The organism is Verrucomicrobiota bacterium (assembly GCA_037139415.1).
GTDB lineage: Bacteria > Verrucomicrobiota > Verrucomicrobiia > Limisphaerales > Fontisphaeraceae > JBAXGN01.
This window is the reverse complement of the sequence record JBAXGN010000186.1, coordinates 1-16114: the sequence shown is the minus strand read 5'-3', so window position 1 is coordinate 16114 and position 16114 is coordinate 1. Positions and strand designations below refer to the sequence as shown.

Annotated in this window: 10 protein-coding genes; 8 read left to right on the top strand and 2 right to left on the bottom strand. The window is 56.8% G+C overall.

Annotated elements, in window-relative coordinates; translation table 11 throughout:
• Positions 1 to 488: 488 nt before the first annotated feature.
• The 8 genes from WCO56_24235 (at position 489) to gltA (ending at position 14927) form a co-directional block, all read left to right on the top strand.
• On the top strand, positions 489 to 5417 hold the full coding sequence (locus WCO56_24235) for an immunoglobulin domain-containing protein (GenBank protein ID MEI7732703.1): 4929 nt from the start codon (positions 489 to 491) through the stop codon (positions 5415 to 5417).
• Between the two features lie 2067 nt (positions 5418 to 7484).
• Positions 7485 to 8285, top strand: a complete 801-nt coding sequence (locus WCO56_24230; protein ID MEI7732702.1) for a tetratricopeptide repeat protein — start codon at positions 7485 to 7487, stop codon at positions 8283 to 8285.
• A gap of 105 nt (positions 8286 to 8390) precedes the next feature.
• The gene (locus WCO56_24225) at positions 8391 to 9680 is read left to right on the top strand and encodes a UDP-glucose/GDP-mannose dehydrogenase family protein (protein ID MEI7732701.1); all 1290 of its coding nucleotides are present in this window, start codon (positions 8391 to 8393) and stop codon (positions 9678 to 9680) included.
• A complete protein-coding gene (gene mutT / locus WCO56_24220) occupies positions 9680 to 10075 on the top strand; it encodes an 8-oxo-dGTP diphosphatase MutT (protein ID MEI7732700.1) in 396 nt (131 codons plus the stop codon). The genes WCO56_24225 and mutT overlap by 1 nt, the downstream gene beginning before the upstream one ends.
• Positions 10072 to 11130, top strand: coding sequence for a tRNA-dihydrouridine synthase family protein (locus tag WCO56_24215; protein MEI7732699.1), 1059 nt, complete (start codon positions 10072 to 10074; stop codon positions 11128 to 11130). Before mutT ends, WCO56_24215 begins: the two co-directional genes overlap by 4 nt.
• Positions 11127 to 12446 (top strand): adenylate kinase, encoded by a 1320-nt coding sequence (locus tag WCO56_24210; protein ID MEI7732698.1) that lies wholly within the window; start codon positions 11127 to 11129, stop codon positions 12444 to 12446. Before WCO56_24215 ends, WCO56_24210 begins: the two co-directional genes overlap by 4 nt.
• 174 nt (positions 12447 to 12620) lie before the next feature.
• A complete protein-coding gene (locus tag WCO56_24205; GenBank protein MEI7732697.1) occupies positions 12621 to 13463 on the top strand; it encodes a sulfide/dihydroorotate dehydrogenase-like FAD/NAD-binding protein in 843 nt (280 codons plus the stop codon).
• A gap of 57 nt (positions 13464 to 13520) precedes the next feature.
• The gene (gene gltA / locus WCO56_24200) at positions 13521 to 14927 is read left to right on the top strand and encodes an NADPH-dependent glutamate synthase (GenBank protein MEI7732696.1); all 1407 of its coding nucleotides are present in this window, start codon (positions 13521 to 13523) and stop codon (positions 14925 to 14927) included.
• 177 nt (positions 14928 to 15104) lie between these two features.
• Here the strand turns inward: gltA and WCO56_24195 are convergent, their stop codons facing one another.
• Together WCO56_24195 and WCO56_24190 are read right to left on the bottom strand one after the other, a co-directional pair.
• A complete protein-coding gene (locus WCO56_24195; GenBank protein MEI7732695.1) occupies positions 15105 to 15623 on the bottom strand; it encodes a helix-turn-helix domain-containing protein in 519 nt (172 codons plus the stop codon).
• A 102-nt stretch (positions 15624 to 15725) separates the two neighbouring features.
• Complete coding sequence (locus tag WCO56_24190; GenBank protein ID MEI7732694.1) at positions 15726 to 16064, bottom strand: hypothetical protein; 339 nt, start codon at positions 16062 to 16064, stop codon at positions 15726 to 15728.
• Between the last annotated feature and the right edge of the window lie 50 nt (positions 16065 to 16114).

The window sequence follows — 16114 nt, the reverse complement described above, 5'->3', positions numbered from 1 at the left end:
TATGTCCGGGCTTCTTAAAAAAACTGCTTTTCTAAGTCCGACAGGCTGCTAGCGGTCGAACTTTCAAGTCATTGTTCGAGTTTGACCTCTTTTGGTGACGCAATTCTTTCAGAATTGTTTCATCAAACCACCCGCCGACGCACACATTAACTCTACCCAGCAGGGGATTGGATTTCCCCAATCTGATAGGATTGGCAGAGTGTCTCCGGTGTTGTCCGGAGGGGGAAGGGGCCGGACCACCGGTAAACCGTAGAAAAGGAGATGCACCCCGAAGGGTGTGGGTGTGTATAAACGCATTAATTTAACTGTACATGGCTGGCTGTACAGTGTAAGTTCTTAATCATGTCCGAATTGATGCCGTAATCCGCTGCATGGGCTAGTGACGGTTCAGGCAATCAGGATGACGTGAGGGAGACTTGTGACGGGCCGATGATGCCGGGGATGGTGGCGGACTATACGGCTAGGCCGTTGGAGAGTTGGAAAAAAGTATGAAAAAGCTGATTTTAACTTTGGGGTTCACCGGTGGCTTCGTAGTTTCGTTATGGGCTACCCCCGGCTATTTCTGCTGCGCAAATGGCGCCAGCCAAAAAATATTCAATACCAACGAATTGGCCTCACCTACGGGCACTTCCTCGATTAGCTCAAATGTGTTCCCCCAATTGAGGATCGCCGTTTATTATAATACCAATGGCCTTGCCACAAATTTAACGGATTGCCGTGCCTATATATGGCCAAGCAACACCAGCAGCGGCATCACCGGTCTGGCTCTGTACACGAATACCAGTGGCATTCTTGGGTTCGGTTCTTTCCTTGATGGCCGGTTTAGCGCGGGGAACACCTCGAACACCGCCTACAAGGCTGAAACAACCAATACCACCCAGTTTCAAGTACGCGTCTGGGATAACACCTATGGCGCCACTTGGGAAATGTTCAAAACCAATATGGCTGCCGGGAACGTGCCATTGGGCACACTATATGGTTTATCCCCCGTTTTTTATTTTGCGCCATCGGAATTCATGAGGATGCCGCCGAATCCGCCGATTCCATTGAATACCATGACTTACTGGAATCTCAGTGCCTTGAGTCCGCCGCCGCCAACCATCCTCACCCAGCCGCAAAGCACGACGGTATTGCTGGGGTCGAATGCCACCTTTACAGCCTCGGCAACCAGCACAAATCCTTTCGTGTATGCGTGGTATTTCAACACCGTTTTTGTGATTCCCGGCGCGACGAATGATTCGCTTACCTTGACGAATGTCCGGGCGAATCAGGAGGGTAACTATCAGGTGGTGGTCACTGACATTTGGGGATCCTCCACCAGTAGTGCCGCCATGCTTACCGTGCTGGTGCCGGCAGCGCTTGTCAGTTCCCCGACGAATCAGGTGGCCGTGCCGGGTGGTTCAGCCACCTTTATGGCCACGATTACAGGCTCCGTACCCATGACCTATCAGTGGTATTTCAACGGTGTTACCATGCCGGACAGGACAAATGCCGTCCTGACCCTGACCAATATCCAACTGACGCACACTGGCGGATACCATGTGGTGGCAGGCAATGTGTTTGGGATGGTAACCAGCGCTGTGGCAACGCTCTCAATGGTATATCCGCCGACCATTGTGGCTCAGCCGCAAAGCCGGACGAACGCGGTGGGGACGACCGCTGGGTTCAGGGTAGAGCCTGCGGGAAATATGCCATTCCATTACCAGTGGCGGCAGAATGGCGCCAACCTGGCTTTGGCGACCAATGCTACGCTGACGCTGACGAGCCTGCAGAGCGGAGACGCTGGTGATTACACGGTGGTTGTGAGTAATCCTTACGGTGTGATAACCAGTGCGGTGGCGCGGTTGACCGTTATTTATCCGCCCGTCATTACCGTTCAACCGTTCAGCCAGGCGACCTTGGTGGGGGGGACCGCCGGGTTCAACGTGGCGGCCAATGGCACCACGCCGATGTTTTACCAATGGTTGCATGATGGCACCCCATTGGTCGCCGCTACGAATAGTCAACTGACCATCAGTAATGTGCAGGCTGGCGATGGGGGGAACTATTTATGCCTGATGAGCAATGTTGATGGCATGGCGGCCAGCGCGGTGGCAACATTGACGCTGTTGTATCCGCCTGCCATCGCTGTTCAACCTCAAAGCCGCACCAACATCCAGGGGGCCGCCGCCAATTTTAACGTAATCGCGACGGGTACCGTCCCGCTGTCCTATCAGTGGCAATTCAATGATGCCAATCTTGGAGGAGCGACCAATAGCACTCTGACCATCAATAATGCCCAGGGCCTCAATGTCGGCAATTACGTCGTCGTGGTCAGCAATGCGTATGGGGTGGTGACCAGTGAGGTGGCGACGCTGGCGTTGCTGTACCTGCCAGTTATTACCAGTCATCCGCAAAGCCAGCCGACCTTGCTGGGGCACACGGCCAACTTCAGCGTGACCGCCGGCAGCATTGCGCCATTGTCGTACCAGTGGCGATTTAATGGCGCCAATCTTGGCTGGGCCACCAATAATACACTGACCATCCAGAATGTGCAGGAAGCCAATGCGGGCATCTATCAAGTGGCGGTGAGCAATATGTATGGACGGGTCATGAGCAGGGTGGTGGCGCTTTCCGTGCTTTATCAGCCAGCGCTTACCACGCAACCGCAGAGCCAGACCAACCTGGCTGGCGCGTCAGCCGTGTTCGGCGTGACGGCCACTGGTACCGCGCCATTGGTCTGTCAGTGGTACAAGGCAGTCGGCAATAATCCATTTACGGCCATTGCCGGCGAAACCAACCTGACCCTTCGACTTGCCAATCTCAGGTGGACTGATGCGGGCGATTATCAGGTGGTGATCACCAATGATTATGGAGGGGCAACCTCGGTCGTGGCATCTCTCTCAGTGCTTTCCCCGCCGGTCATCATGTCTCAACCACAAAGTTACACGAATGTGCTGGGGACAGCCGTTGTATTCGACGTGACCGTTGCTGGCACTGCGCCGTTGTCTTTCCAATGGCTGTGCGATGGCATTCCGCTGCCCGCTGCCACCAATACCCAATTTGCCATACCCCAAGCGCAGGCCACCAACGCCGGGAACTATACTTGTATCTTGAGCAATAGGTATGGGATGGCGACCAGCGCAGTGGCGACGCTGACCGTGCTGTGCCCGCCGACGATCACCGCCCAACCGCAAAGCCGGACGAATGCATGGGGTGCGCCGTCCGGTTTCACCGTGACAGCCACGGGGGCTGCGCCGCTGGTTTACCAGTGGTTCCGTGAAGATGCCATATTGTTGGTGTCCACCAACAGCCAATTTAGAGTAACCCATGTCTTGCCCGGTGATGCCGGGGATTATTATTGCGTGGTAAGCAATGTGTATGGGATGGCGACCAGCGTGGTGGCCACTCTGACCGTGCTGAGTCCGCCAATCCTCCCCGTCCAACCGCAAAGCCAGATGAACGCTCAGGGGAGCATCATCAGCTTTAATGTGGTCGCCACCGGTACCGGGTCACTGTTCTATCAATGGCGCCTTAATGGCACCAATCTCGACCTGGCCACCCGTCCCACCTTGACCATTAATAATGCGCAGAATCTTAATGCCGGTAGTTATAGCGTTGTGGTGAGCAATGCCTATGGAATGGTCACCAGCACAGTGGCAACGCTGACGGTCTTATGCGCGCCCAACATTACCACCCAGCCGCAAAGCGTGACCACCGTTTTGGGAACCTCCGCTTGGTTCCAGGTGATCGCTACTGGAGCCGTCCCGCTGCGATACCAATGGCTACACAATGGCCTTCCCATCCCCGCAGCCACCAACAGCCTTCTCAACATTTCCCTTTGCCAGCCCAGCGATGAGGGCGGCTACCAGGTGGTCGCCCTGAATAACTTTGGTTCCGTGACCAGCCTGGTGGCTACGTTAACCGTGGTGGATAATCTGGGACCGCTCATCACGGTCAACGCCAACTCCGGGATGATTGTCACCCAACGTCTCTACACCCTTAGCGGGAACGTGACCGATGCTGGACGGGGCGGCCACGGGGTTAAAAATTTATGGGTCAATGGACTGTTGCTGCCCAATGTGAACAACACTGGAAGTACCTTTTTCCATTGGGGGTACGTCATCACATACAGAATGGATTGGGACATGGATGCAATAAGTTATGGAAATATTATCCTTTCTTGGAACCAGCCCATCACCCTTCAACCCGGCATAAACATCGTCAATCTCATGGCGGAGGATCTCTTTGGTAATCGCAGCACCAACCTGTTCTATCTCAACTTTATGCCCATGGAGGCCGGCATCCCCACCGTCACGATCACTCCGCCTGCCAGCCCGACCTATTCCAACCTGGTGACTGCCACTGGCACCGCCTCGGATGCCAAAGGCGTGGCGGAAGTGTGGTGTCAGCTTAACAGCGGACCCTGGCAGCTCGCCTCAGGAACCACAGCTTGGCGCATCCAAGTGGCACCCGCCCTTGGCACCAATCTCCTGGCGGTCTATGCCGTGGATACCTCCGGCAACTACTCAAAAACCAACCGTGTCAAATTCGTGAAACTGGCGACTGACACTCTGAAGGTGGTGCGGGTTGGCAATGGCACGCTGTCTCCCGACCTGAATGGCAAGGCGCTGACCTTGGGCAACGCTTACACCATGAAAGCTTCTCCGGGAACCGGTTTCCTCTTCTCCAATTGGGTGGATAACGGCTCGGTGTTGACCAACCATGCCAACCTGATATTTACCATGCGCTCCAACCTGACGCTGACGGCGAACTTTGTGACCAACGCGTTCCCGACGCGCAAAGGGGATTACGCGGGGCTGTTCTGCCCGGCGCTGGACATATTCCAGGCGGACTGGACCAATAGCGGAGCGATCAAATTAACGGTGACGGACAAAGGGGCGTTTACGGGCCAATTGACCTATCAAGGCAAAGTGTGCGCCTTGGCCGGGACGTTCGATGCCGGCGGGATGGCGGCGGCGCCGGTTGCGTTGGGTAACACCTTGGGATTGCAGGTATGGTTGAAATTGGATTTGGCCGGGGCGGGTGGAATAACCGGCATGGTCAGGCAGGGTGCAACCTGGACCTCTGATCTCCACGCGGACCCGGCGATGAAGCAGGCGCAAAAGGCCAACTACACGGTGGCTGTGGAAACGGTAGGGAACGGTACCAACAGCGGAAACCTGACCTTGGCGGTGCAACCTACAGGGATGGTGATCCTTAGCGGAACCCTATCGGATAAGACCAGACTGACCGGTTCGCTATCCTTGACGCGGCAACAGGAATTGGTGATGTGCCAGACGTTATACGGCGGTAAAGGGATGTGGCTGGGAACCGTGAGTCTGGACGGCACAAATGTGACGGGGCAGGCACATTGGCAGAAATTGTCGCCGCCACAACAAGGGTTCTCAGTGAATGTCCGGTTGGTGCAGCCGTAAAGACGCACGTTTAAATCACCCGCCCATTTGGCAAAGTTATCCGTCCATCTGGCAAATTGACCGGCCCGGCGACCTCATTATCCGTCCATCCGGCTAGTTTAGGCGCTCGATGGCAGCGTTAGTCTTCGCTGTAATGTTGATATTGTTGGAGTAGTGTTTCCCATCTGGGGGTGAGGTCAGTTTTTTTCATGCCTCCCCATTTTGCTCTGACGGCGGCCAAAAAACAGAAAAACTCTGGTGTTGTTATGTGAAGTTGCCGCACTGAAATCCCAGCAAAACAGGGTGTTTTTACAAAAACTTCACATAACTTTGTACTTCACATAACTTTCATCCCGCTCGGGATGATGGGGTGCCTTTCCGGGCAATCCAGAATGGATTGCGTCATCGGAGCCCAGCGGCGGTCTTGTTTTCCTGCCGAAACAAGAAAAGCATAAAAGCCAGCGGTTGGCAGGCTAAAACATGCGCTGGCCATCCCCAGGCGGATCGGGCGGCACCGTTATGCCATGCTCTTTTCCTGCGGTTCGCTACGCTCACCTTCGGAAAAGAGCATGGCATCCCCCAGCATGGCGGCTGGACAATTATGACGCTTGTGATCAAATTCATCGCAGGGAACATATAAGGTTGCCTCGGCAATGGGAAAGGGGGCCGTGGCTACCTTGGGTTCACCGTCCACCATGACTGGGCAACCCTGAAGGCGGTTGCGGCAACGAACCCGGCATGATTATCCCGCGCCTGATGCTCGGCCACAACCAATCCTGACGCGTATCAAACGTCGGTGATCCTATCCGAGCGTAAATTGACGCAACCTCTTGCAGGGTTGATGGGAAAAGGCGAGGCGGATCACCAGCAGGTTGCGCTCTCCTTCGCCCCCGCAAGCAACCCTGGCCTCTGGGGACGCAATTCTTTTAGAATTGTTTCATCAAACCACCCGCCGACGCACACATTAACTCCACCCAGCAGGGGATTGGATTTCCACAATCAGATAGGATTGACAGTGTGTCGGTGTTGTCCGGAGGGGGAAGGGGCCGGACCACCGGTAAACCATGGAAAAGGAGATGCACCCCGAAGGGTGTGCCAGAATATTTTCCAAACAGGCATTCTGGTAATCGTTAACGCCTCACTTCTACGTGCGGCTAAAGCAGTCAAAGCCCCGTGGGGGAGGATACAGGTGCCACAGACCCTGCCCACCTCGTATTTTTCGTAACGCACCAACGCGCTTGATACAGCCCGGTGACAAGTCCTCGGGCTGGCTTGGGAGGCCAACCTGAATTTCAGGCACCTTTTTCGCCGCTGTTTGCGCCACGCAAATTGTTGGCATTTTGCCTGCCATGGGTTGCCGTCTGGTAAGCCCGCCATGGCGGGCTTGAAAAATAATCAGCAGTTTTTGTTTACAAAATATTTAAAACAGATTATCTTCACCCAGTTCCCGGGATGTTGGCGATGGCACTCAAGTCAAAGCGGCACCAGGAATAATAACTGAAAGGTAAATTCGTTTATGGGCGACAAGTCTCCTAAATCCGTGACTAAACAGTCAAAACAGAAACAGGTCAAAGTCAGCACCGAAGCCAAGAAAAAAGCGGCGGCCAAAGAAGCCAAAGCAGTGGTTGGCAAGAAGAAATAGTCAGGCTGGCACTAATGGTGGGTATCTCTTATGGATACCCGCCATGCCGCCGTGGGCGGCGTTAATCAAACCCGCGCGATACGCTCAGGTTGTCCTCCGTGTTCCCCGTGATGGCTGGAAAAGGCGAGGCCGCTTCAGTAAGGCAGACTGATTCCAGACCCCAAGTGGGAGAATACGCAACTCAGGACTTTCCCATCCTAGCGGGTTTGCGATGCTTCGGCCGGATTGCTGCCGCTCAGGTTCAGTTCGATTGTTGCCCGGTTTTCCATGGGATGCCTTCGGCACAAGGCCGGATTTCAGCATCCGGATTTCTGAGCCCCATGGTTCCTTCGTGTTTGGCCATACCCGTTTTTCGCGAATTGCAGTTCCCCAGGTTTGGGTGGCAAAAAATCGTTTAATTTCAAGCTTGCCTTTTAAAAGGCTATCCAGATGATTACCGCTCCATTATGGATACTGTTGAAACAACGCAATCAACCGCCGACATAAAGTTTTTGACGTGGTTGGAAGAAAACAAGAAGCGCCTGGTCGTTGGCGTCGGCGTGGCCATTGGCATCGCCGTAATCGTTACCTGCTACAATTATTATTCGGAGCAGCAGGAGGTGAATGCCAGTGAGGCCCTGACTGGTTTGCGGGGGCCCATCCCCGGCGTCAGCAAAGCGCCGCCCGCCACTTCCGCGCAATATTTCAAGGTGGCCGAACAGTACTCGGGCACCAGCGCCGCCGCCCAAGCAAGCCTGATGGGGGCCGAAGCCTTGTACAACGAAGGCAAATATGCCGAGGCGCAGGCCGCCTTTGAAAAATTTCTGGCACAAAATGGTTCTCATCCGATGGTTGCCCAAGCCGTTTTGGGGATCGCCACCTGCCTGGATGCCGCCGGCAAGCCGAATGATGCCTTGGCCAAATATCAGGATGCCAGCCGCCAGTATTCATACGATCTCAGCGTGGTGTCCATCTCCAAACTGGCGATGGCGCGCATCTATGAAGCGCAAGCCAAGTTTTCCGAGGCATTTAAAACCTACAAGGACATGGCGGATATGAGCCGCGGCCAGATGTACAACCCTTGGATGGATGAGGCCCAGGAACGCCTGCGCCTGTTGGCCAAAGCCCACCCGGAGGTCATTCCGGTGGAAAAATTTGAAGCGCCCAAGCCAGTTAACGTCACGCCCGCGCCGTCTTCCCCCGTAAGCACAGCGCCGCGCGCTCCAATTTCTCAGCCACCCGCCAAATCTCCCGCGCCGAAAAAATAATGGCGGCGGGAATTTCGCCGATTGAACGGGTCATTGCCAAACCATACTGAAAGCGGTATAATTCATCGGCTGGCGTGATAATTTGCGGTCAGTTGTGATAAAATTATGAAAATTACCATTATTGGCACAGGTTATGTGGGATTGGTCACCGGCACCTGCTTCGCAGAGGTGGGCAACCAGGTGATTTGCGTGGACCGCGACGAAGCAAAAGTCCAGACCCTCAAAGCCGGCGGCATGCCCATTTATGAGCCGGGGCTGGATGAGTTGGTGCGCAAAAACGTGGCTGCCGGACGGCTGTCCTTCACCACTTCCACCAAGGATGGCGTGGACCAGTCGGATTTTGTCTTCATCGCCGTGCCCACTCCGCCCATGCCCGATGGGTCGGTGGACCTGAGTTTTATCGAAGGCGTTGCCCGCGAAATCGCCAGTTGCATGACCAGTTATAAAATCGTGGTGGACAAAAGCACCGTCCCCGTGATGACCGGTGAGAAGGTTTCGGAAACCATCAAGCGCTACTGCAAAGCCAAGGTGGAGTTCGACGTGGTCAGCAACCCGGAATTCCTGCGCGAAGGGTTTGCCGTGGATGATTTCATGAAGCCGGATCGCGTGGTCGTCGGGGTGCGTTCGCAACGCCCGGTCGCCGCGCTCCGCGAGCTTTACTCCGTGTTTAAAGCCCCCATCATTGTCACGGACATCAACTCCGCTGAATTGATCAAACACGCGGCCAACTCGTTTCTGGCACTGAAAATTTCCTATATCAACGCGGTTTCCGTCATTTGCGAGGCGTCCGGCGCCAACGTGATGGAAGTGGCCAATGGCATCGGCATGGACCCCCGCATTGGCCGCCGCTTCCTCGAAGCGGGCTTGGGCTTTGGCGGCAGTTGCTTCCCCAAAGACCTCAGCGCCTTCATTCGCATCTCCGAGCAACTCGGTTACAGTTTCGGGCTGTTGCGGGAAGTGCAGAATATCAACGACCAGCAGATGGAACGATTCGTCAAAAAGATCAGTGACACGCTCTGGGTGTTGAAGGGTAAAAAAATCGGTGTGCTCGGACTGGCCTTCAAACAAAACACCGACGACGTGCGCATGTCGCCCGCCATCGAGCTTTGTCAACGCCTGGTCAAAGAGGGGGCCACCTTGCGCGTGCATGATCCCAAAGCCATGGACAAGGCCAAAGCCTTGTTGCCGGATGTCACCTATGTGGATGATATGAACGCGGTGGCGGATGGTTGCGATGCCTTGATCATCGCCACCGAATGGCCGGAATTCAAAAAACTGGACCTCGAACGTACCCGCAAAGCCCTCAGCCACCCGATCCTGTTCGACGGACGCAATCTGTTCGATCCCGCCGAAATGGAGAAGCTCGGGTTCATCTATAAAAGCGTGGGACGCTGATGATCGAAGTCTCCGCCGGTCTGGTATTTCGCGCGGGACGGCTTCTGATCACGCAACGGCGCGCGCAGGATCACTTGGGCGGCTTATGGGAATTCCCCGGTGGCAAACGCCATGTTGGTGAGACGTTTGAACAATGTCTGGTTCGCGAACTACAGGAAGAGCTGGCCATTGACGTGGCCGTGGGGGAATTGATCGAAACCATCCGGCACGAGTATCCCGAAAAGACCGTACTGTTAAAATTTTTCCTTTGTCGCATGGTCCAACATGAACCGCAAGCCATTGGCTGTGCCGCATTCGCTTGGATCACCCGCGAGGAACTGGATCAATACGCCTTCCCGCCCGCTGATGCGCGACTGCTGGAGCAGATTAAGGCGAACGAATCGTGGTGGAAATGACTCACTCAGCCACCCGCAGCGCTATGAATCACCGGGAACAATTTGAAACGCTGTTGTGCGGCTCCGCTCCGATATTGGCGTTGGCTCCGATGCAGGATATTACCGATCTGCCTTTCTGGCAGTTGTTGAGTAATTACGGTGGCGCGGATGTCTATTATACCGAATATTTCCGCGTTTACCCAGGGTCACGCCTGGATAAACATATTCTGAAATCCATTACCGCCAACCCCACTGGACGCCCCATCGTGGCACAGTTGATTGGTAACGACATCCCCGGCTTGGTGCGGTCCGCTCGCGAGTTGCAGAATTATCCCGTGGTGGCAGTGGACCTGAACCTGGGTTGCCCGGCACCGGTGGTGTATCGTAAGTGTGCCGGCGGCGGGCTGTTGCGCCAACCGCCATTGGTGGATGCCATTCTGGGGGCCATGCGCGACGCGTTGACCATTAAGTTCACCGTCAAAACGCGGGTGGGGTTCGAGGATTTCCGCGTGTGGGACACCTTCCTGCCTATTTTTGCCAAGCACCGGTTGGACCTGCTCACCGTGCATGGCCGGACGGTGAAAGAGATGTACCATGGCGCAGTACATTACGATCTGATCGCCCGGGCGGTGGCTGAGGCGGCCTGCCCGGTGTTGGCCAACGGGAATGTGTTCTCCGCCGCCGGGGCGGAGCAAATTCTGAAACAAACCGGCGCAAAAGGCCTGATGATCGGGCGCGGGGCCATTCGAAACCCCTGGCTTTTCACCCAGATTCGCCAACATTTGGCGGGACAAACGATTCAGTTGCCAACTGGCCGGGAGGTATTACGTTACGTCCACGCATTGTTCGACGCCGTCTGCACGCCTGGTGTGCGTGAGGTGTCGCAGGTGCAGAAGATGAAAAAATACGCCAACCAGATCGGTCTCGGGGTGGAACCCACCGGGCAGTTTTTGCACGCCATCCGGCGCGTGGATACACAGGCGGACTTCTTTCGGGTTTGCCATGAGCATTTGGACCATGATACACCGATGGCCCTGATACCGTTTGGACAGGATTTGAAAGACGCCGAAATATGATGAACATCTCATTGGTGGGGCCGACTTGCGCGGGAAAAACCACGTGCGCTGAGGTGCTGCGTGATACGTTCCGCTTGAAGCACCTGTCCACCGGCAAACTGCTCCGCGAACACCGCGATCAGCAGACGGCCTTGGGGATTCTGACCCGCCGCTATGTCGAGCAAGGGCTGCTCGTGCCGGACGAATTCATCAACGCGATGATCGAGGAAACCGTCCGGCAACTCCCTGCCGATCAGGGATTGCTGTTGGATGGCTTTCCCAGCACGCTGTTCCAGGCCCGCTACGTGGATGAACTGTTTCAGACGATGGGTCGCAAGCTGGACGCCGTGTTCTTCATGCAGGCCTCCGCAAACGCCGTGTTTGAACGCGCGGCCAAGCGACCCAATCGGCCCGACGATCATCCCGACATTCTCCGTCGCCGTTTGGAAATTTTCCGCCGCAATACCGCGCCGACGCTGGATTACTTCCGGCAAGATCATCGCTTGCAATGGGTGGATGCCTCCGGCAGCGTCAATCAGGTCGTCGGCACGCTGAACGGTTTCTTTGATCAGGTGGCGCAAGGCCGCTTTGTGCCGGTGCTCACGGATGCGCAGAACCGGGAGTTGGATCAATTGCTCAGTCCGCCCGTTCGGGAACAAGTTTCCCGTCGGCAACCCAGTCTGGACATTCTGCTCATGGGCGCGCCGGGCAGCGGCAAGGGCACTCATGCCGCCTTTCTTTCGGAAAAGCTGGGCATCCCCCACATCGCCACCGGCAACCTGTTCCGGGAAAACACCAAGGAAAACACCATCCTGGGACGCATCGCCCGCGGCTTTATCGAGCGCGGCCAACTGGTGCCGGACGACGTCACCGAAGCGATGGTTCGGGAACGCCTGCGGGCGGACGATTCCAGCGAAGGGTTCATTCTGGATGGCTACCCGCGCACCTTGGTGCAGGCGCAGGCGCTGGATGAAATCATGGCGGAAATGGGGCGCAAGCTGGACACCGTGTTATTTCTCCAAGTGCCCGAAGACAGCATTATTGGGCGCATTTCCGGACGCCGGGTATGCACCACCTGCCAGACGCCGTATCACGTGGAATTCAACCCGCCCAAACAACCGGGCATCTGCGATCGGGACGGCAGCCCGCTCTATCAACGGGAGGATGATAAACCGGAAACCATTCGCACCCGCATGCAGGTGTATCGCCGCATGACCACTCCGGTGGTGGACTATTACCGGCAGGCGGGCCTGCTGATGGACGTGCCGGCCGCTGGCGATGTGGCGCAGGTGGACGCGGCTTTAACCGAGGCAATGGCGCGCGTGCAGCGACGCTAAAAATTAGCCTGGCTTGCCTGACTATCACCCCAACTTATACAATGCTTCAGGCGAATTCCGGCATTGACCAATCCCCCGGCTTCCCGTTTACTTTCAGCCCGATTAGGCCAAAAGGTCCGGCCTGGCTGAGGCAGCCTGGCAAGCGACACGGCTAAAGTGAATTTACTGTCGTTTATGCATCGCATTGTTGATAAGAAGCAGCTCAGCCCGAATGTTACGCGGTTGGACGTCGAAGCCCCGCGTGTGGCGGAAGTGAGAAAGCCCGGGCAATTTGTCATTGTCCACCTCGCCGAAGGCGCGGAACGCATTCCGCTGACCATCGCGGACGCCGATCCCAAGCGGGGCACCATCGCCTTGGTGATCCAGGCGGTCGGCAAAAGTACCCGCGACCTTGTTGCCTTGGAACCGGGGCAATTTCTGGAGGACGTCTGCGGCCCGCTGGGCAAGCCAACCGAAGTCATCGAATCCGGCCACGCGGTCTGCGTCGGTGGCGGCGTCGGCACGGCGGTCGTCCATCCCATCGCGCAAGGCCTGAGCCGCGCCGGGGTGAAAGTGACCAGCATCATCGGCGGACGCTCCAAGGAATGGGTGATTTTTGAAGAGGAACTGAAGCGCCTGGGCGAAGTCCTCGTTTGCACCGATGACGGCAGCTATGGCCGCAAAGGGTTCGTCACGGATGCCACCCGCGATCTGATCGCCCGTGAAAAAGTGGACATCATCTATGCCGTCGGCCCGGTGCCCATGATGCGGGCGGTGGCGGAATTGACCCGGCCCGCAAAGATTCACACCATCGTCTCCCTGAACCCCGTCATGGTGGACGGCACCGGAATGTGCGGCGGATGCCGCGTCGGCGTCGGCGGCGAAACCAAGTTTGCCTGCGTGGACGGCCCGGAGTTTGACGGCCATCTCGTGGATTTCTCCTTGTTGTCCGAGCGGCTGCAAACCTACCGCGAATTCGAGCAGAAAGCCGTGCGCCCGCATGACGGCCCCTGCAACATCGGTCTTGACCGCAAATAGCCAAGCCAGCGTATCTGCCAACCCATTTTCATGTATCGTTGAAAGGAACCATTTCCCATGAGCGCCCCCGCTAAAATTTCCACCAAAGAACGTCTGCAACTTAAACGGCAACACATGCCGGAGCAGGATGCCCGCGCGCGTGCCGCGAGCTTCACCGAGGTCAATCTGGGTTTCACCGAACAGTTGGCCATCATCGAGGCCGAACGCTGCCTCCAATGCAAGGATGCCAAATGCATTGCCGGTTGCCCGGTGCGCGTGGATATTCCCCGCTTTATTGATTTCGTCGCCAAGGGCGATCTCCCGGGCGCCGCCCGCAGCCTGCTGAAGGACAACGCCCTCCCCGCCATCACCGGGCGCGTTTGCCCGCAGGAAACCCAATGCGAAGTCGAATGCATCCGCGGCGTCAAAGGCGCCCCCGTCGCCGTTGGGCATCTGGAACGTTTCGTGGCGGATTGGGCCTATACCAATCTCCATGATTCAGACGAAGCCAAACCCACCCCCACCGGTAAAAAGGTGGCCATCGTGGGTGCCGGCCCCGCTGGCTTGACCGCCGCCGGCGAACTGGCCCGCAACGGGCATGACGTGACGGTCTATGAAGCCTTGCACAAACCCGGCGGCGTGCTCGTCTATGGCATCCCGGAATTTCGCCTGCCGAAGAAGATTGTGAGCGAAGAAGTCGGCCGCCTGAAAAAGTTCGGCGTCAAAATTGAGTGCAACGTCGTCATTGGCCGCACCTACACCCTGAATGAACTGCGCGAACGTTTCGACGCCACTTTCATCGCCAACGGCGCCGGCTTGCCCGTCTTCATGAACGTGCCCGGCGAAAACGCCAAGGGCGTTTATTCCGCCAACGAATACCTGACCCGCGTGAATTTGATGGCTGCCTTTGCCAAGTCCGATACCCCCGTCCTGCTCGGCCAGCGCGTCGCCGTCGTCGGCGGTGGCAACGTGGCCATGGACGGCGCCCGCACCGCCAAGCGCATGGGCGCGGCCCATTCCATGATCGTCTATCGCCGCAGCAAAGTGGAAATGCCGGCGCGCGTGGAAGAGGTCAAGCACGCCGAGGAAGAAGGCATTGAATTTGAATTCCTGACCGCCCCGACCGAAGTGCTATTCAACGAACAACGCTGGGTCACCGGTCTGAAGTGCATCCGCATGACCTTGGGCGAACCGGACGCCAAAGGCCGCCGCCGTCCCGTCCCCGTGCCGGACAGCGAATTCGTGGTCCCGTGCGATATGATCGTGGTATCCATCGGTTCCCGCGCCAATCCGCTGCTCACCAGCACCTGCCCCGAACTGGAACTCAACCAGTGGGGGAACATCAAGACGGATGACAAAGGCATGACCAACCTGCCGGGCGTCTTCGCCGGTGGCGACATCGTGCGTGGCGCGGCAACCGTCATCCTGGCCATGGGCGATGGCAAAAACAGCGCCCAAGCCATCAACGAATACCTGCGTAAATAAAGGTGTAGAGCCGGGATAATAATTTGTGCCGTCGAGGTAACGAGACGGCTCATTCCGAATTCCGCAATCCGAATTCCGAAATATGATTGCCCCTTTGGCGATGGGTTCCCGCGTTGCCTTCTCCGATGCCATTCCGCAATCCGCAATCCGCAATCGCTTTCCCCAGCCCCCTCCACTTTACCGGCGCGGATGTGCCGGTGCCGTATTGGTGGGCACGGTGAGCCGCAGATCCCGCACATCTGTGCTTGGCTGGTATAAGCCAGGGCCAAGATTCGCCAACGGGTCCTCGGTTTTATGCCGGCGGTATGCCTGGTAAGAAAGCGTCGCCACCACGCCCAGCAGAATGACCGCGATCACTGGCAACACAATCGTCCAATGAATCCGCGACATGAACAACATCAGGTCATCCAGTAATCCGCGCTTGCGGGGACTGAGCGAGGGCGGATCGCGGAACCGGGTGGTCTGGCTCAGTTCAACGCCCAACTGATCCATGAGCGCGGGCACCTCGAGCTTGAGCATGGTCGAGTATGTCCGCACAAACCCGCGAATATAAACCGGCGCGGTGAACGAGGCATACTCCGCCTCCTCCAACGCCTGCAAGTAGTCGGTGCGAATTTTCGTCGCCTCCGCCACTTGGTTCAGCGTCAGTTTCTGCGCTTCGCGTGCCGCCCGCAATTGTTGCCCAACTGATGACATGGTGAGTGAAGCTAACCGAAAATCACCCTCGTTGGCAATGGTTGAATTTTTGCGTGTAAAACTTTTACGTGGCGAAGCCGGTTGGCAATACCACAGCTCCTGCTACGACCGCCGCAGCGCCTGGATCAACGCATTGATCGTATTAAAGATCGTCCCCACCTCCCATTGCGTGGGGGGATCGCTCACGGCGAAATCCATCGGCATCACGCCGTTGCTGTTCGCGCTGCTGTTGGCGATGAGGGCCGCGCTGAGGTTGCTCAGGGCTTCCGCCAACTGGGCGGCGGTGACGACGCTCGCCTGGAGGGCGGCGACTTGTGCCTCCAGCGCAGCAATGCGGGCGCTTTTGTCATCATCCAGGGCCTTGAGGGCGTTGAATTGGGCACGCAGTTCGCCTGCGTCGGCCAGTGAATTATCTACGGGTTTGGTGGGGTCAAATGGCATAAAAAGAAAAGTATTTAGGGTTAAGGATTAAGGATGATTAAGCCCGATTT

What these genes read in the sequence shown, in the direction of transcription:
- gltA (MEI7732696.1), top strand. Translation starts at nt 13,521, where the DNA reads ATGAGCGCCCCCGCTAAAATTTCCACCAAAGAACGTCTGCAACTTAAA.
- WCO56_24190 (MEI7732694.1), bottom strand. Translation starts at nt 16,064, where the DNA reads ATGCCATTTGACCCCACCAAACCCGTAGATAATTCACTGGCCGACGCA.
- WCO56_24210 (MEI7732698.1), top strand. Translation starts at nt 11,127, where the DNA reads ATGATGAACATCTCATTGGTGGGGCCGACTTGCGCGGGAAAAACCACG.
- WCO56_24205 (MEI7732697.1), top strand. Translation starts at nt 12,621, where the DNA reads ATGCATCGCATTGTTGATAAGAAGCAGCTCAGCCCGAATGTTACGCGG.
- WCO56_24235 (MEI7732703.1), top strand. Translation starts at nt 489, where the DNA reads ATGAAAAAGCTGATTTTAACTTTGGGGTTCACCGGTGGCTTCGTAGTT.
- mutT (MEI7732700.1), top strand. Translation starts at nt 9,680, where the DNA reads ATGATCGAAGTCTCCGCCGGTCTGGTATTTCGCGCGGGACGGCTTCTG.
- WCO56_24195 (MEI7732695.1), bottom strand. Translation starts at nt 15,623, where the DNA reads ATGTCATCAGTTGGGCAACAATTGCGGGCGGCACGCGAAGCGCAGAAA.
- WCO56_24225 (MEI7732701.1), top strand. Translation starts at nt 8,391, where the DNA reads ATGAAAATTACCATTATTGGCACAGGTTATGTGGGATTGGTCACCGGC.
- WCO56_24230 (MEI7732702.1), top strand. Translation starts at nt 7,485, where the DNA reads ATGGATACTGTTGAAACAACGCAATCAACCGCCGACATAAAGTTTTTG.
- WCO56_24215 (MEI7732699.1), top strand. Translation starts at nt 10,072, where the DNA reads ATGACTCACTCAGCCACCCGCAGCGCTATGAATCACCGGGAACAATTT.